The following is a 16,707-nucleotide window of genomic DNA, read 5'->3' on the forward strand; positions in this document are numbered from 1 at the left end:
ATCTACTATCTACTATCTACTAACTACTATCTACTAACTACTATCTACTATCTACTATCTACTATCTACTAACTACTATCTACTATCTACTATCTACTATCTACTATCTACTAACTACTAACCACCAACATATTAATTTTCACCCAAAGCAATTTGAGATAAATCCCCACTGTTCGGTGATTGTTCCAAGTTAGCCAGGTCTTGTATCAAATTAGCCGCTGCTTTTCCCAATTCTCCTGTGTTACTGGGATTTAATGCTTCACTCAGGGCATCGTACCACATACCAGCCTCAGCATAGAGAGTAGCTCTTTGAGTGCGGTCTTGCTCATGATTGAGTGCATCTTTTAAACTCGCTGGCATTGCCACAACTTCAATTTCTGTCCTTGCCAGTAAATTACGCGATGGGCGGTTACGGTTACATAAAATTTCTACTTGCCATAAATATTTTTGACCAACGCTTAAACCAGGTTGCTCCTGTGGTAAGGATAATTTCATAATCCCTGGTGAACTCTGCAACTGTGACTTGTAAATTAGCTTGTGGGGTTGATCGTTGTTATCAAACTCATAGAGAGAGAATTCCATCGGCACCCTTTGGTGGTGGGCTACAAACCAAGCAAAGGTGGGATGAACTGAAGTAGTTTGCCCAACGTGTGTAACAGGGGCAAGTAGGGTTAACGAACCAGTACCAATGGTTTTGCATCTGCCTCTAATTCCTGATGAGTCTGTATAGCCACTTGGTGGTTTTTGATCGCTGGGTGGCTTATATGCGGCTAACGTCGCCTGAGTTAATGAGAGCGTAATGGTCAAAGCACAAATTGTTAAAATCTTAGGATTAAAAATTTTGTGCAAGAGCCACTTTTGGCGAGTCATCATCTTTCCCCTCTGGCATTGCACTAAGAAAATCATAGTAAATGTTTATAAATTGACCCTCTTTTTTCACTCTAATTGGACAAAAACCAGAGTCATCTCTCGCAAGTATTATGTCATCTATGATTTTGGTTGTCTAAGGCAATAATTGTCTCTAAATCTCTGTATTTTGAGGTGATTAACAAAATTCTTGCATGGAGAAGCGCAGAATTTAACTTGGTAGGAGTAACAACAGAGGGTTGATTGGACTAAGTAACTAGGCATTAAGAAACATAAATCAGAGGGTTGTTGGTGCTTGGTTGCTGAAGTTGGTTGTTCCATAGACGAGGCAGTGCAGTCTTTTTGGTTCCCAAAATGAGCACCTGCCGTGTGCTAGCAGCTTTGCGCAGGGTACAACAAACGATACACAATAAACGACAATTACCAATCACGAACAGTCGCCACAAGAAATATGCTGATTTATGCCAACTTACTTATCCACTCTAATTGTATTACTAAAAATGACTAAATTCATTTTAAATTTTAGTAATTTGCCTTACCGAAGGGTAGATTTATTGTTGATATATATTTAGATATTTATCACATTATTTTAAGAGTTTGATTTTACAAGTAGAAACCATGTTTTACTGTTTGCAAAGATGATATATTTTTAACTGATTTTTGGTTTAACCATTTTGCTAATATTAGCCCAAATAACCAAATGCTAGGGTTTATAGCTGATTTGAGTTATTATTATGGATGTATATATTTAATGCTAGATAAAAATCCCAAGGTATAAAATTTGTATTATTTATTGAGCTGATTTTTTCTTTATAGTCTCTTTAATTATTATCTATGTATTTTCACTTGTTTTTCATGAAAAAATGTAAATTATTAATGGCTAAATTTTGGATAAAGATAAGAAAAAAAAATTACCAAAAACCGAATTTTGATATAGGCCAAGACAGTTCACAAAGAGTACCTCTAGGAGAAAGAGACGATCGCGCAAATTTTCCTTTTAGTTGTCTGGCTAAATTTCTAAACTGCTGTGTTCCTCTACCTTCGCGGGTGGAGATGCTGCCTGAACCGTCATCAATAATTCTGAGAGTGTACCACCCTTCGTTTTGAGTGCAACTTACTTCTAGACGGGTTACACCAGTGGCGTGTTTACCAACATTACACAAAGCTTCTTCTAAAAATCGGCAGAGTCCGCGTTTTTGTTCAATACTCAGATGGCGATCGTCAATCGGATCAAATGTAACTATTTTCACTCTGAGAGTGCTAAAGCATGGAAATTCTCGCTCTAATGTATGGTCATAAACTTGATAAAGCACTGTATGAATAGGATCGTGCAAATTCAGCAGTAGACCACTTCCTAAATAAAGACTTCTATCTTGAGTTAGAGGTTCTCGTTGTAAAAATTCATATATTCCCCGTAGTTCATGATTCAATTTTTCCAGTTCTTTTTCTAAAGCTGGCAGTAATTCTTCTGACGGCCTATCCTGTTCTCGAACCCGCTTCAATGCTTTTGCCAGAGTTTGCAAGGGTCCGTTATGAATTGTTTCAAAGGTACGTTCAATCAGGGCTTGACGAGCTTCAATTCTAGAACGCAGTGCTTGGTCATATTGATATAAAGCAGTCATCCCAACACCATTTAACACCAACACAAGCATTGCTGGCACTAATGGCACCCACCAACCCCAAAACAACAGAAGTAAATAGCTAGCGACTATTAAAATTGTGCTGGCAGTAGCAACAGCGAAAAGATTCCGAAATGGAGAGTTGGTGAGTCTGGCGAAAATAATTCCCAACAGGCCCCAGCCTACGATCCATACGTATTCCCATTCGTCTGCCCAAGTGTTTAAAAGTGGTCTGGAGTCAAGTACAGCACTGACAATCGCTGAAACTGCGTGTGCTTGAACTTCCACTCCATAAATGCGCCCGCTGGCAGGTTTAGTAGATATAACTGCGGAAGTAGTGATAAAATCTTTGACGCTGGGCGCAGTTACCCCCACAATCACAATGCGATCGCGTATCCACTCCGGCTGAAATTTCCCAGTTTTAATTTGATTTAAAGATAAAATCCTGAATCTTTCTTGACCACTACGAAAATTAAGTAGTACCTGTACCCCACCAGCATCGGTTCTGACATACCCTCCAGAGTTAGGTAAAAACCGAGGTAGTTCAGTATTGCCGAACCTCATCGCCTCAGGGTCGCGAATACCATTTTCTAAGCTAAAACCTTGATTAGCTAAGTAAGCCTTTGCCAAACAAATAGACAAAGATAACTTGTATTCTCTTTTTGTAGGCGTTGCTAACAAGCTACGCCGCAATTTCCCGTCAGCATCGATAATTTGGTCTGCAAAACAAACTTGTTCGGAAGGTAGTGCTGGTGGGGGAGCGATTTCTTCAGGTAAAACTTTTTCAATAGCAATTAAATTTTTGATGTCCTCAAACGCACCGACAAGTTCAGCATGACCAGGTTCAACAGGTAAATCTCTAATAATATCAAGACCAATAACTCTGGGGGCGAGAGAATTTAATTTCCTCAGCAGTGCTGCAATTTCTCGGTCTGGTATGGGATACTTTCCCACACTGCGGATATCTTCTTCATTGATTCCCACAACCACAATGCGTTCGTCAATCGTTTCGGTGGGACGCAGACGCAGCAAATTATCAAAGGTTAGCCATTCTAGAGGCTGCATGGAACCACTTAAACGAGTAACTATTACCAGTCCAATCACCGCTATACCTGGTAATCCACCCACACGCCAAATGGCTAATTCCTCTTTGACTCTTCCCCAAAATTCAGCCTGCATTTGTTTGTTGTTTGTTGTTTGTTGTTTGGTGTTTGTTGTTTGGTGTTAACTTCAACCAACTACCAACTACCAACCGCCAACCACTAACTAATGACTAATGACTAATGACTAATGACTAATGACTAATGACTAATGACTAATCAATTAACCCTTCTTCTCTAGCTCGCATTTCCGTTTGAATTCGCATATTTTTTCCATCTTCAGGATAAACGTCTAAAGCGTCTTGTAGCTTGCTCCAGTAATGGCGCACCATGCGTTCGCCAACACACATTCGCTCCGCAATTGCCTTATCTGTTAACCCCTCTTCAAATGCAAGAGTTAACACCCTCAACCACTCTGGTTTTACCTCTAATCCAGAATGAATTCCCTTGATATCTTTTGTATGAGTTAATCCTTGTAATGCCCAATCTACTCTGGTCAACATTTCCTGACTAGAAAGACTTTTATCCGCAACTGTAAAACCTCCTTTATGAACATCAATATCAGGTCTAAGCCGCACTAATGTTCTGACATGAGCACTTTGGACTACAATGTTGAGAGTTGGATGGTTTTTCATTAAATTTCTGAGTAATTTAACACCCGTGTCAGGTCGTGCCATTTTTCCAAGGCTCTCTGGTAGAGACAGATCCATAACCACAAGTTCAGGCTGCATACTCGCTACTTGATTGAGAGCTTGCTGGGCTGTGACAGCTGTAATAAATTCAGCATCTGCATATTTTTTTCGCAGTACTTCTATCGTTCCACCTAAAACTGATTCATGGTCATCAATTACCAAAATTTTTAACAATGCTTTTCCTGATAAAACTTGTTTCATAATTTACACCCCAAAAATTAAGTAGATAACTATCTGCTCCGTTTATTAATCTACACGAAGAAAATAGTTTGTGTATAGAAACGTAAAATTTAAATTATTTAATGATATTTATATAATATAAGCTATTTTACGTAATTATTACCTACCAATAGAAATAGCAAGTAACGCTCAGATTCTTACTATGACAAAAACATTTACCTGATGTTAAAAATTTAAAAGCTTCACAAAGGAATTGAAAATCAGGTAAATTTTTGTAAAATATAAGAGTGGAAATATCAGGGTAAGTAATTTGCACCATCAGCTTACTGATATCTGCCTGTTGTTCTAATCTGACGTAGATTGAAATTTGGGTCAAAACCTCTGGCAAACTAATTCTAAGTAACTCTTCTAAAGTTCTTAAAACAATCAGGCTACGTTCTGCTGGTTCATGTCGCCAAGAGGTAGGCAGATCAACATGAAAATATATGTGGGGATAGGATGTTACCCAAGGTTCTAATAAATACTGAATTGCTAGAGGTAAGCTGTCTTGAAGATACGCCGGAAATAAGCGATCGCTCAAGTGCGCCAAGGATTGATGAAAATTATCAATTTTTCTTAAGCATTCTTGAGTTTTGTTTATCGATAGTTCCAAATTATTTTCTGGTAATAATTCCAAACTGCGGCGAATTGTGAAAGATTCTTGCAATAATTCGTCCCGGATTTTTTCTGCTTCCAGGAAGAGTTTTAGAGATTGTCTACCAGACCACCATTGCAATGCTTGTTGGGTTTTATGATATGTTATGACAAACAAAGTCAGTGTAATAATGTAGACAATCAGAACTATAATTTGTATAGCCAATTGGTAATTCACAGGACATTGGTAGCTTAGTTAATTGCCTAGTGAAAGGGAGTAGTATTAAGTAGGATATGGCATTTTTATGCCAAAAAAATCGTTTGAAACAGACAATATTGTTGCCAGAATAAGCTGTTTTTATTGCCGAAAACTGCATAATTGATAACCGAAGTTTTAAATTTTATGATTAGTAGATTATCTAAAGTATATACACGATGACATTCCCAGGCAAAGCCAGGGAATCAGCTACAAAATATTTATTTTTTTCATTTAGACAGAGGGGTAAGTAGGAGAAGCGAGGGCGTGAGAAGTGCAAGAGTGGAGGTTGCTTATAAATCTGTACTTAGCCTTGCTTTTCTAAGCAGGAATTGCAGTGCGGTTTCTTGTTTAGAAATAATGTCAGCAGAAGCATTCATTCCTGCTTGGATATTGCAGGTACGATTGTAATCACCAAAACTTTGTTTTTCGGGTTGAATGGTAGCTTCAAAGAAGCCAGCATTAGGAGTAGTGTTACCTGCTGCGATCGCGGCTTGATTATTGATTGCAGGTGCGATCGCATCTGGAGAAATAGCACTGACAACACCTTTAAGAGTACCGTAATCAGGGTAGGGACAAGCATCAACTCGTAATTGCACTTGTTGACCAATTTCAACTTTTTTAATTTCAGCAGCAGGAATCATGGCTTTAACAACTAAAGGCGCATTATAAGGCACAATTTCTGCTACAGGTTCTGAGGGACGCACTACTTGACCTGGGTTGCGTAAATTTAGCTTGAGGATAATTCCATCACTGGTAGCGCGAATGACGCTACTTTCCATTTGGATGAGAATTTTTTGTCGTTCTTTTCGATATTGTTGGATTTGATTTCTAACTTCAATTTTTCTTTGAATTAAAGTATTTCTCTCTCTAAGCAAAGCAGCAAGGCTTGATTCTCCTTTTGCTTGTTCTTGAGCTATACGTTCTTGAGCAATCTCCACCGTTGCTGCACTAGGATTAAGACCTGCTCTAGCTGTTTGTAGATTAGCTCTAGCGATATCAACAGCTTTTTGTTCCGTTTCAACTTCTAATAATGCTTGCTCAACAGCTAGTTTTCTCTGCTCGTAATCACGCTTACCAATTGCCCCATATTCAGCTAGTTCTCGAAAGCGATCGCGATCCTGTTTAGCAAACTTTAAATCCGCTAAAGCTTTTTTTAAACCAGCTTCAGCTTTTTGGAAATTTGCTTGGGCTGCTAGCAATTCATTTTGAGTTTTGACTTGCTCGTTTTGATAGTCTCGTTGATTGCGTGCTAAGTCTGCTTGGGCAGAAACAACAGTTCGTTCAATAAGTCTTTTTTCTGCCTCAATTTGAATATCTAAAGTTTGAATTTGGGCTTGAATTTGAGTTAATTGGAGAATGGCTTCTTGAATACTATTTTGCAATTGGCTGTGCTTGATCTGCAATTCCGTATCATCAAGACGGGCGATAATATCTCCTTGTTTGACTATTTCATTTTCTTTAAAAAAAATACCTTTAATAGTTCCTTCTATTTCTGGTTGAACTACCCGAATATCTCCCGCTGGACGAACGATCGCACTTGTTCTGACTGTAACATTGTATTTGATATATGAAGCCAGAGCGATCGCTATACCAAAATTTGCGATCAGAAACAGACCAGCTAACGATGTCCAACGGCCAATTGGTGGCAGAAATTCGTCAGTATTAACTGAGGGAAGAAGTTTTTGATTATGAGTGTAGAGCATGTTAGTAGTTAGTAGTTAGTGGTTAGTAGTTAGTAGGGGCGGGTTTAGCTACAAATTTATAGGCTTCAATCACAAAAGATCTATCAAAACCCGCCCTTACAGTGGTTATTAGTTAGTGGTTAATAGTTAGTAGCTGATTATTATTCTTTACTACTATCTACTATCTACTAACCACTATCCATTACCAACTTCAAGGAATTAAAAAGTCTAAATGGTCGCCACTTAGGGAGCTTAACTCTTCCACAGAACCTTGAAGTTTTAACTTGCCCTGCTCTAAATACACAATCCAATCAGCACGATTAATTACTCGAGGGCGGTGGCTGATCAAAATCGTCGTTTTACCACGACGATGCTCTAATAATCTATCTAAAACTTGTGCTTCACTGACTGGATCGAGTCCAGCAGTAGATTCATCTAAAATGAGGACTGCTGGATCTGTAACAATAGCTCGTGCTATTGCTAGTCGTTGACGTTGTCCGCCAGAAATATTTGCACCAAATTCACCCAAAACAGTTTGATATTTGTCAGGAAGTTTACTGATAAATTCATCAGCTTCAGCAATTTGGCAAGCTTTGACAATTTGCTCAAATGAAACGTGGGGTGTTCCTAAGCGGAAATTCTCGACAATAGAACGGCTCCAAAAGTGAGCGTCTTGAGGAACTAGAATTACCTGTTGGCGCAGACAATCAAGAGAAAGGTCATCTAGATTATAAATTCCAATCCGAATATTGCCCGATTGCAATGGATATAAACCTGCGATTAGTTTAGCAAGGGTACTTTTACCACAGCCAGATTTGCCAATAAAAGCAATTGCTTTACCACCTGGAATTGTCAATGAAAAATCTTCTAGTAAGTCTATTCGACCAGCGTAGTGAAAATTAACATTGTTACAAACAATGTCAGCTTCTCCAGGTATTGCGACAAATTGTTTCTTGGCATCTTTATTATCTTCTGGAGTGGAATCTATAACTTCTGTTAGACGCTGAACAGCCGTTCTCGCGCGAGTATATTCATCTATAAAACCAATGACACTACCAATTAAGCCAAGAAAATTGGCATTCATGGCATTAAATGCTAGTAGTTGCCCGATACTTAGGTTTTCCTGCGGTTGAATTACCAAATTACCACCAAACCACAACAAAGCAACGCTACCAATCGCAGCGATAAAGCCAGAGAAGGTGCTATTGACAATGGCGATCTGAATTGTGTTTAAGGTGAGGGTAGCAAGACGACCAAATCGGCTTTGAAATTCATCCCAAAATTGCGGTGCTGCTGTGGTAGTTTTGAGTGTAAGTGCGCCTTTAAAGGTTTCTACTAAAACGCCTTGAGCTTCTGCTTCTTGAACTAATAATTCACGTGTTTTTATTCGTAAAGTTGGCTGGAAGACAATTGTAGAAAGAGTCATAACCACGGCGACAACTACAGCCACTGTGGTCAATTTCCAGCTATAAAAAATCATGAAACCAAAAGAAACCAGCGCAATAAAAAATTGGCTGGGCAAACCGACAATTACTTGAGCAACTAATTGATTAATTTGGTCTATGTCTCGCAAGCGGCTAACAATTTCACCACTACGACGAGCTTCGTAGTAAGAAAGAGGCAATCGCAAAATTTGTCGCCCAAATTCTAAGACTAAACCCAATTGTAGACGTTGAGCAAAATGAGCAATTAAGTTAGACTGTACAAATGAAAGACTAGTGGAAACAAATTGCATTACGACCACAGCGATCGCCACTGTAGTGAGCAGCCTTGTATCCCCTCTCACCAATACATCATCAGTCAGAATTTGCAGCAAAAACGGCGAAGCTAAAGATAGCAAACCCAAAACTAAATTTAAAGGTAAGGCTTGTGCCAGTATGCCGCGAAACATCCAAACACGCTTGAAAAAACGCCAAAAGCCGCCAACCTTGTCGTCTTCTTGAGCATAAAAGCGAATTGGATCTGGCTGCAATAACAGCATCAACCAATCTGTCCAATTTTCTGCTAAATCTTTTTTAGACAGATAACGGATGCCAACTGCCGGATCGGCAACTACACATTTTTTACCTTGCTTACCATATAAAACAACCCAATGATTCCCCTGCCAGTGAATAATAGCTGGTAGAGGTGCTTCCTTCATTCGACTTAAAAGTTCTGGTGAAGTTTTCACTGGGCGAGCATTAAACCCTAGTGTTTCTGCACCTCGCTTTAATCCCAATAAAGAGGTTCCAAACTGTCCAGTACCTACCGCTTCACGAATGTGATTGAGAGTAAAACTACGTCCATAATATTTAGAAATGGAAGCCAGGCAAGCAGCCCCACAGTCTTCTTCACTATGCTGTCGAATAACTTTGTATTTCATTAGTAATTCACCCCAAACATTGAGACCCAGAATCCGGAGGTATTATCAATTCTGTTTGCCTGTTTTTGATATTTATTTTTACGTCTAATAAAATAAGTAAAAAATTATTCTACGAATGAAACTTAAGGGGCTGAAACCATATTCACGCATCCTACGCATACTATCTCCAAATACCGAATTCATATTAAATCCAAAACTAATTAGCGAAGAGTTATATGCAGATGTTTGCTTGGAAGAAATACTACGTTGATTTTCATCTACGTTGAATTCATTACTTGCAAAAGAGTTTATATCATGCCTTTGAATGACAAAATCAAATCCTCCTGATACGGTTTCCTGTTCTGACTCAGATAACTCCGTAAATAAATCGGATTGTGTCAATTTGTTATCATCAGCCACAGTATCACCTCTTTTGAAATCAAAGTAATTTTAGAAATTTGACAGCAAAATTAAGTATTCAAGCAATTTTTGGCGTTATTAGGATTCCCTGATTTAGTACCGCTAACTAATTTTTATTTTCTATATGCAGTCAGCTACCAGCTGTAAGGGATAGAGATTTGATGAATAACCATCGCATCTATGCAATTACCCGATTAGCTGATAGCTGACTGAACTATAGAAAAAACCTATATAGCAAAGATGCAGGACGAAATTGAGGATTCCAGAGTCATAAATTATTAAGCCTTATCACACACACCAAACTAGAGCGTTCAAAAGCGTTCAGTTGTTGTATAATCAAAGGGAGGAAAACTTTCTGGAATCCGGATTAGGCAATTAATGCACAACTTAATTGCCTAATTGTAATTTTTTAGTAATGCCAGGGGTAAATGTGAATTTTTTCTAGAGCAGAGGCATCAACTTTCGCTTGTTCAGTGCTCAATTCCTTCATTGTGCCTGCACCTTTAGCATCGGCAAATGTGGCAGTCTTTAAGGTAAAGCTCTTGAATGCTTGAGAGAAGTCAGACCTTGCAACTTCCTTAAATCCTGGGAAATACTTTCCGTAGTCATAGTCGCCACCACCAGCAACCATCTGCTGTTGTTCTTCGGTTACATCAACGAACATATCAGATGCGAAAATTTCGTTAGACATAGTTGAAAACTCCTTGGTTGTAATCTTGGTGTTAATTTTGAGGCTTTAGTTGATTGCCCTTTGTTTGGCGATTCAACTCTTTGCTTGTTTATTACGATATACGGTCGCCAATAGATATAGCATTAGAAATTCGTGCAAACTTAATTGCCAGGTTGAGAATCACAAATTGCAGGATAATGCTAGTGTCATTTCCGAAAAATACATTTAAATCCAATCAACTTGGGATTATTCTCGTAGACCAATAAAAAATCCAGTTTCTACAAGAAACTGGATTTATTTGGACAGGCTCTCAAAATAGAGATTACGATCAATTGTTATGAATGCTTCAGTTAATCAATCAAATAAAATATAAGACTTTCGTAGCTGTATATTATGCTATCTCTAATCCACCCAGAAAAAGCATAACACCACGCTACGTGTATTGCTCAACATAAAGTACTCTAGATTGTTTACATTTAACAAATTAAGAATCAACCATTAGATGAATGCTCATTCTCTAGAAGTCGATCGCGAATCGTCTTCAGTTGCCCTTGACTGCTAACAGGATTTCGCGGCAGCGGTACTTCCATATTAGGCCAGCCGGATAGATCGTTGCATGGGCATAACTCAGCTGGCATACCTACATTTCGCACTGGTACTGGCATAGTACAACGGGCACAGGGGAACATCTCCCAACTGGGTGTTAAGAGTTCAGCGATAGTTTCGTGTGTACCTTCTAAGTAACAATCGCCTGAATTTTGCGAGGTAATCTTTCGCCAGCATTCCTCAAACTCGTCGCTGTAGCGATCGCCTACTATGACAGACTTAGGCAACAATGCTTCTGCACTATTGCCAACTATTACCCTTTTTCCTAACTGAAACCAGTAAGCGAGATATCGTTTTACTTCTTTTTGAGATGCCATACTCTCAATCTTATAGTTTAGATTTTGGATTGTGGCTCGCGAATTCGGAATAAATAATTAAGAATAGTCAATAGTCATTAGTCATTGGTCATTGGTCAATAGTTATTTGTTGGTGGTTGGTGGTTGGTGGTTGGTGGGCAAGGGGCAATGGGTATCGGTAAGAAAACCAATGCTCAATGCCCAATGCCCAATTCCCCATCTCCCTATCTCCCTATCTCCCCCTCTCTTCCCCAGGTTGGCAATGGGGAACCAAGCAGACTCAGATTGAGAACGTGACCACCAGTAACTAAATAGACTAATGCAGAGATTGCACTCAACTGACGCACCAAAGCACCCAAGCGATCGCGAAAAGTACGACCGATAGGATAAGCTGGCACCACACCCCATCCTGTTTCTTCGGCAACAAAAATCATATCGGCTGCGACTAATTCCACTGTCTCTAATAACTCTTGCACAGTCTTTTCCCAGATTGCTTCCTCCTGAGAGAGGAGATTAGCTACCCAAGTTCCTAAAGAATCAATCAAAATACAGGTGTTTGGTTTCGCTTCAGCAAGGGTAGCAGATAATTCCACAGGCACTTCCAGTGTTACCCAGTTTTGAGGACGGCGTTGTTGATGTTTTTGAATGCGTTGTTGCCACTCATGATCTGCATCGTTACAAGTTGCTGTTGCCACGTAAATCACTGCTTTTTGTGACTGCACTGCCAAAGCTTCTGCCCATTCACTTTTACCAGAACGTGCAGGCCCAGTTACCAAAATGATTTTATTCATTAAACTTTATCCTCCTGCCTTTTGCTTCCTGCCGGGGTTTCCACAAATTCACGCGAAGCGGCGAGTTTGTGGGGTGTTCCTCCTGACTCTGCCTTTTGTCTTTTGTTTTCTTCTTTGTGACTTTACTCTAAGCAGTTTAGTTAGTATCTTTAATTAACTAGGGTTGTAACTTAGATACCATAATTTTTCACATTCAGGATGAGATTTTTGACCCCAATTAACTTTTAAGAGATAAAATTAACACTCAGCATCTTTTATGCAATTTTGGGAAAAGTCAAAAATCCCAACAGACGAATCAGCATCATTAAATACCACAAGTCACAGCAAAGCTAGAGATATCCTTATGAAAGCAGGTTTAAAACGTATTGAGGCTACACTGCACGATTTAGGAAATCGCGGTACTGCTGCCGCTGAATCAGAAGATACAAGCAAGCAGTCTTTATCGTTTCGGATCAGCACTGGTGTATCAGAACAGGCAGCTAATAATAATATCTCGTCCCAGAATGAGCATACTCAGCAACAAGAAGAGTATCTAGAGCCTCATCAAACAACCGTGCAAACCTTTTCGGTAGAAGAGAACGCCTGCAAAACGCCAAGCCTCCCCAAATTCAAAACACCTAGCTTTACCAGTCATCGCAATGGGCCTAATCCGGCATTAGCAATGAACCTGTTGGAAGAAATACAGGAAATCGTTGCTGGTTGGCAAGCAGAATTGCAAAAAATCGTGCGGCAAATACAAGACCTTTATTTAGAAGGACCTATTGTTAATGGTTGGTTAGAGTCTTACACAGGCGAAGAACCGACAGGAAACGCCACACTACGCCATGCAGAAGTCGATCGCTTGATGGACTATGTAGAAGAAATTTGCGCTCAACAAGAAAAAATATCTTATCAATCATCCTGTGCCGGCTACCGTTTGTGTGGTTTGGATGCTTCTGGTACAGTCTGGTCACGTCCCTGTCCACCCGATCAGGTTGCCAGCGTCAGTATGGCGATCGCCCGCTACCAAAAATTACGCCAATTGTTAGCACGCAAGCAATACTTAGAAACTCGTCTCACACAATTGGCTGAAACTTTAGTGGTTTTACACGGTCACATTCAATGCCAGTAAAGAAGGCTGTTATACGATTGGCAGGAGACAAAACAAGTCAAAAGTCAAAAGTCAAAAGTCAAAAGTAAAGATTCTAACGCGTGACTTTTGACTTGATACTTTTGACTTCCCGAAGGGTGTCTTTCCCCATTTCCCTGGTCTTACTGCACTAAGAATTCATAAACACTGAATCGATGCTCTAGGGTGGCGAATTTCGCAACGGCCATTTTGCGTGAAGATTTTAAGATGATTTCCGAAAAAACTCGGTGGTGAGTCAGGATTTTTTGGTATAGATTAGCTCCAGAGCAGTGTCCTTTGGATTTTGTCAGTAGTTGTTGTTTGTTGTTTGTTGGTTGGAACAAGCAACAACCAACTACCAACAACTAACATTATCCAAAATCTTAAATCCAAAATCTTAAATTCTCTATGCCAGACACGCAAATCTCTGCCATCATTTGTACTCACAATCGAGATACCTATTTAGGTTCTGCCATAGATAGCCTTCTGTCGCAGAATTTTGCCGCTGGCTTTGAAGTGGTAGTGGTGGATAATGCCTCTAGCGATCGCACCCGTGCTGTTGTAGAAGAAAGGGCTAGTAACCCCCGCCTTAAGTATATTTTTGAACCTGTTGTTGGTCTATCTGTCGCCCGCAATACAGGTGCTCAATTTGCCAGCGGTGAAATATTAGCATACCTTGATGATGATGCGGTAGCGAGCGAGAGTTGGCTGCAAGTTTTGTACACTGCCTATCAAAATCACCCGAAATTAGCGATCGCTGGTGGCAAAGTAAGCTTGTTATGGCCTGAGGGAATGCAAGCACCACAGTGGCTATCGAGAGGATTAGCCACTAATTTGGGCGCATACGACTTAGGCAACACCATAGTCTACATCGACAAACCTGGTTTAACCCCCAGAGGCTTAAATTACTCTATCCGCCGCAGTTTCCTAGAAGAAATTGGCGGTTTTGATCCTCACCTTGGTCGTGTAGGTAAAAAACTATTATCTAACGAAGAACTGCAAATGACCGAACTTGCTCTCCAACGGGGTTGGCAAGTCGCTTATCTTCCTGACGCCCACGTGCTTCATAATGTTGATCCCGAACGCTTGAAGCGTTCCTGGTTTTTAAATAGAGGCTGGTGGCAAGGTATTAGTGAGTGTTATCGAGAACAACTAGCAGGCACAGCTGGTGTTGGTCAATTGCGACGCGGTAGCAAACGATTTTTACGTGGTTTATATAAGGCAATACAATATTTTGCCGATCCCGCAGAAAGATTTGACAAATTTGTATATGCCTATGGTCAGATTGGTTATTTGAATGCCGCTATTGCGGGTCTTCTAACTTCATCAAAACAAAATAAACAAGTTAGTAGTTAGTAGTTAGTAGGCATTATTGATGAGATAAAACCAGCCACTAACCACCAACCATCAACCACTAACCACTAACCACTAACCACTAACAAAAACATATATGTCTTTATCTAAAATACCAGTTTCTGTACTAATCCCAGCAAAAAACGAAGAAGCAAACTTGCCAGCCTGCCTTGCTAGCGTGCAAAGAGCAGACGAAATATTTGTGGTAGACTCGCAAAGTAGCGACAAAAGTGTCGAAATTATTAAAAATTACGGTGCAAATGTCGTGCAATTTCATTTCAACGGGCGCTGGCCAAAAAAGAAAAATTGGTCTTTAGAAAATTTACCTTTTCGCAATGAGTGGGTTCTAATAGTTGATTGCGATGAGCGTATCACCCCCGAATTGTGGGAGGAAATTGCCCAAGCAATTGAAAATCCAGAATACAATGGTTACTACCTTAACCGTCGCGTATTTTTCTTAGGTAAATGGATTCGCCACGGCGGCAAATATCCTGATTGGAACTTGCGTTTATTTAAGCATAAAAAAGGGCGCTACGAAAACCTCAACACAGAAGATATTCCCAATACGGGTGATAACGAAGTTCACGAACATGTCATCTTAGATGGGAAAGTAGGATATCTGAAAAATGACATGCTTCATGAAGATTTTCGTGATTTGTTTCACTGGTTAGAAAGACATAATCGTTATTCTAATTGGGAAGCCCGTGTTTACTACAATTTACTCACAGCTAACCACGACAGCGGAACTATTGGCGCGAAACTATTTGGTGATGCAGTACAACGCAAACGCTTTTTGAAACAGATTTGGGTGCGGCTACCATTTAAACCATTTTTGCGATTTATTTTGTTCTACATTATCCAGCGTGGTTTTTTAGATGGTAGGGCTGGATATATTTATGGGCGGCTTCTCAGCCAATATGAGTATCAAATAGGTGTGAAACTTTACGAGTTACGCCACTGCGGCGGTAAGCTCAATACTAAATCTACCCCTATAGCAACACAATCATCTCTTCCTCAAGAAGTTAGGCAGACAGTTAGCTAGGAGTGAGGGAGTGGGAGAGTGGGAGAGTGGGGGAGAAAATAATTCAAAATTCAAAATTCAAAATTCAAAATTCAAAACTAAGAATCTTTTTGAATGCGTGAATGCGTGAATGCGTGACTTGTTACGCCACTAACCACTAACTACTAACCACTAACCACTAACTATTGACTCTTGACTAATGACTAATGACCAACCATTTATAGATTTACGCAAATATGACCAATCCTGGTTTGATCGTGGACGTCCTGGCTGGTATGTTTTGCTGTGGTGGTTTGTGCAGGCGATCGCTTTTCCTCTCACTCCTCATCCGTTAAACAGTCTGCGTTGTGCCTTGTTACGCTGGTTTGGCGCTCAGATCGGTAAAGGTGTACTAATTCGACCTACAGCTCGTTTCACCTACCCTTGGAAAATTACTATCGGTGATTACAGTTGGATAGGGGATGATGTGGTTTTATACAGTTTAGACTACATCCATATCGGTGAACACTGCGTAATTTCACAGAAAAGTTATTTGTGTACTGGTAGTCATGACATGTATGACTCGGCTTTCGGATTGAAAACAGCAAGTATCTGTGTTAATGATGGGGTATGGGTGGCTGCTGATTGCTTCATTGGGGCAGGAGTAAAAATTGGGGCAAACGCCGTAATTGGTGCGCGCAGCAGTGTTTTTAGCGATATACCTTCTGGGCAAGTATGTTGGGGAACACCATGTCGTCCCCGGTATCCCAGGACTGAGAAGCATCAACCCAATTCGGAATTGACAGTTTAGAATTCGGAATTACCTTACAAGCAAATAGGGCAAAGGGCATAAAAATTATGAATTATGAATTATGAATTATGAAATTTTCAGCATTCAGCATTCATAAATTTTTACTTATTCCCAATCCCCGCGAAATTCCTTAGACAAGAGGAGTAGGATTTTCTTTCATATGCCTGCCTTATGTCAGGAATAGCTAATAATTTCAATGAATGATGAGAGTTTTAAATTAAAATGAAAACTTAACTACAGAATTTTTGCGTTATCTTAGCTTATACGTGAGGTTTGACT

The 16,707-nt window shown here is 39.8% G+C and carries 14 protein-coding genes; 4 read left to right on the forward strand and 10 right to left on the reverse strand.

Annotated features, from left to right (window positions below):
• Positions 1-132: 132 nt before the first annotated feature.
• The 10 genes from HXY43_RS01260 to cobU form a co-directional block, all read right to left on the reverse strand.
• Positions 133-873: a DUF928 domain-containing protein gene (locus tag HXY43_RS01260; RefSeq protein WP_290878959.1), complete on the reverse strand. Its 741-nt coding sequence runs from the start codon at positions 871-873 to the stop codon at positions 133-135.
• A 905-nt stretch (positions 874-1,778) separates the two neighbouring features.
• On the reverse strand, positions 1,779-3,665 hold the full coding sequence (locus HXY43_RS01265) for a CHASE2 domain-containing protein (protein WP_290878962.1): 1,887 nt from the start codon (positions 3,663-3,665) through the stop codon (positions 1,779-1,781).
• Positions 3,666-3,801: 136 nt separating this feature from the next.
• Positions 3,802-4,479, reverse strand: coding sequence for a response regulator transcription factor (locus tag HXY43_RS01270; RefSeq protein ID WP_026734683.1), 678 nt, complete (start codon positions 4,477-4,479; stop codon positions 3,802-3,804).
• A 142-nt stretch (positions 4,480-4,621) separates the two neighbouring features.
• A complete protein-coding gene (locus tag HXY43_RS01275; protein WP_290878967.1) occupies positions 4,622-5,329 on the reverse strand; it encodes a hypothetical protein in 708 nt (235 codons plus the stop codon).
• Between the two features lie 311 nt (positions 5,330-5,640).
• Entirely contained in the window at positions 5,641-7,053 is a 1,413-nt protein-coding gene (locus HXY43_RS01280) for an HlyD family efflux transporter periplasmic adaptor subunit (RefSeq protein ID WP_290878969.1), read from the reverse strand.
• A 190-nt stretch (positions 7,054-7,243) separates the two neighbouring features.
• Entirely contained in the window at positions 7,244-9,394 is a 2,151-nt protein-coding gene (locus tag HXY43_RS01285) for a peptidase domain-containing ABC transporter (protein ID WP_290878972.1), read from the reverse strand.
• A gap of 84 nt (positions 9,395-9,478) precedes the next feature.
• The gene (locus HXY43_RS01290; protein WP_290878974.1) at positions 9,479-9,793 is read right to left on the reverse strand and encodes a hypothetical protein; all 315 of its coding nucleotides are present in this window, start codon (positions 9,791-9,793) and stop codon (positions 9,479-9,481) included.
• 409 nt (positions 9,794-10,202) lie between these two features.
• Positions 10,203-10,484, reverse strand: coding sequence for a CTB family bacteriocin (locus HXY43_RS01295; RefSeq protein ID WP_290878977.1), 282 nt, complete (start codon positions 10,482-10,484; stop codon positions 10,203-10,205).
• A gap of 470 nt (positions 10,485-10,954) precedes the next feature.
• The gene (locus HXY43_RS01300) at positions 10,955-11,386 is read right to left on the reverse strand and encodes a hypothetical protein (protein ID WP_290878980.1); all 432 of its coding nucleotides are present in this window, start codon (positions 11,384-11,386) and stop codon (positions 10,955-10,957) included.
• Between the two features lie 203 nt (positions 11,387-11,589).
• Positions 11,590-12,156, reverse strand: a complete 567-nt coding sequence (gene cobU, locus HXY43_RS01305) for a bifunctional adenosylcobinamide kinase/adenosylcobinamide-phosphate guanylyltransferase (RefSeq protein WP_290878982.1) — start codon at positions 12,154-12,156, stop codon at positions 11,590-11,592.
• 343 nt (positions 12,157-12,499) lie between these two features.
• On the opposite strand from cobU, the gene HXY43_RS01310 reads away from it, so the two are divergent.
• The 4 genes from HXY43_RS01310 (at position 12,500) to hpsU (ending at position 16,428) form a co-directional block, all read left to right on the forward strand.
• The gene (locus HXY43_RS01310) at positions 12,500-13,267 is read left to right on the forward strand and encodes a hypothetical protein (RefSeq protein ID WP_026734690.1); all 768 of its coding nucleotides are present in this window, start codon (positions 12,500-12,502) and stop codon (positions 13,265-13,267) included.
• A gap of 405 nt (positions 13,268-13,672) precedes the next feature.
• The gene (locus tag HXY43_RS01315; RefSeq protein ID WP_290878986.1) at positions 13,673-14,620 is read left to right on the forward strand and encodes a glycosyltransferase family 2 protein; all 948 of its coding nucleotides are present in this window, start codon (positions 13,673-13,675) and stop codon (positions 14,618-14,620) included.
• Between the two features lie 94 nt (positions 14,621-14,714).
• Positions 14,715-15,659: a glycosyltransferase family 2 protein gene (locus HXY43_RS01320; protein WP_290878988.1), complete on the forward strand. Its 945-nt coding sequence runs from the start codon at positions 14,715-14,717 to the stop codon at positions 15,657-15,659.
• A 178-nt stretch (positions 15,660-15,837) separates the two neighbouring features.
• The gene (hpsU, locus tag HXY43_RS01325) at positions 15,838-16,428 is read left to right on the forward strand and encodes a hormogonium polysaccharide biosynthesis acetyltransferase HpsU (protein ID WP_290878990.1); all 591 of its coding nucleotides are present in this window, start codon (positions 15,838-15,840) and stop codon (positions 16,426-16,428) included.
• The last annotated feature ends 279 nt before the right edge of the window (positions 16,429-16,707 follow it).

Origin of the sequence: Fischerella sp., assembly GCF_013388695.1 — a bacterium.
Taxonomy (GTDB): domain Bacteria; phylum Cyanobacteriota; class Cyanobacteriia; order Cyanobacteriales; family Nostocaceae; genus PCC9605.

Bases quoted from the DNA above. Each gene is read 5' to 3' on its own strand.
- HXY43_RS01260 (WP_290878959.1), bottom strand. From the start codon at position 873: ATGATGACTCGCCAAAAGTGGCTCTTGCACAAAATTTTTAATCCTAAG.
- HXY43_RS01265 (WP_290878962.1), bottom strand. From the start codon at position 3,665: ATGCAGGCTGAATTTTGGGGAAGAGTCAAAGAGGAATTAGCCATTTGG.
- HXY43_RS01270 (WP_026734683.1), bottom strand. From the start codon at position 4,479: ATGAAACAAGTTTTATCAGGAAAAGCATTGTTAAAAATTTTGGTAATT.
- HXY43_RS01280 (WP_290878969.1), bottom strand. From the start codon at position 7,053: ATGCTCTACACTCATAATCAAAAACTTCTTCCCTCAGTTAATACTGAC.
- HXY43_RS01285 (WP_290878972.1), bottom strand. From the start codon at position 9,394: ATGAAATACAAAGTTATTCGACAGCATAGTGAAGAAGACTGTGGGGCT.
- HXY43_RS01295 (WP_290878977.1), bottom strand. From the start codon at position 10,484: ATGTCTAACGAAATTTTCGCATCTGATATGTTCGTTGATGTAACCGAA.
- HXY43_RS01300 (WP_290878980.1), bottom strand. From the start codon at position 11,386: ATGGCATCTCAAAAAGAAGTAAAACGATATCTCGCTTACTGGTTTCAG.
- cobU (WP_290878982.1), bottom strand. From the start codon at position 12,156: ATGAATAAAATCATTTTGGTAACTGGGCCTGCACGTTCTGGTAAAAGT.
- HXY43_RS01310 (WP_026734690.1), top strand. From the start codon at position 12,500: ATGAAAGCAGGTTTAAAACGTATTGAGGCTACACTGCACGATTTAGGA.
- HXY43_RS01315 (WP_290878986.1), top strand. From the start codon at position 13,673: ATGCCAGACACGCAAATCTCTGCCATCATTTGTACTCACAATCGAGAT.
- HXY43_RS01320 (WP_290878988.1), top strand. From the start codon at position 14,715: ATGTCTTTATCTAAAATACCAGTTTCTGTACTAATCCCAGCAAAAAAC.
- hpsU (WP_290878990.1), top strand. From the start codon at position 15,838: ATGACTAATGACCAACCATTTATAGATTTACGCAAATATGACCAATCC.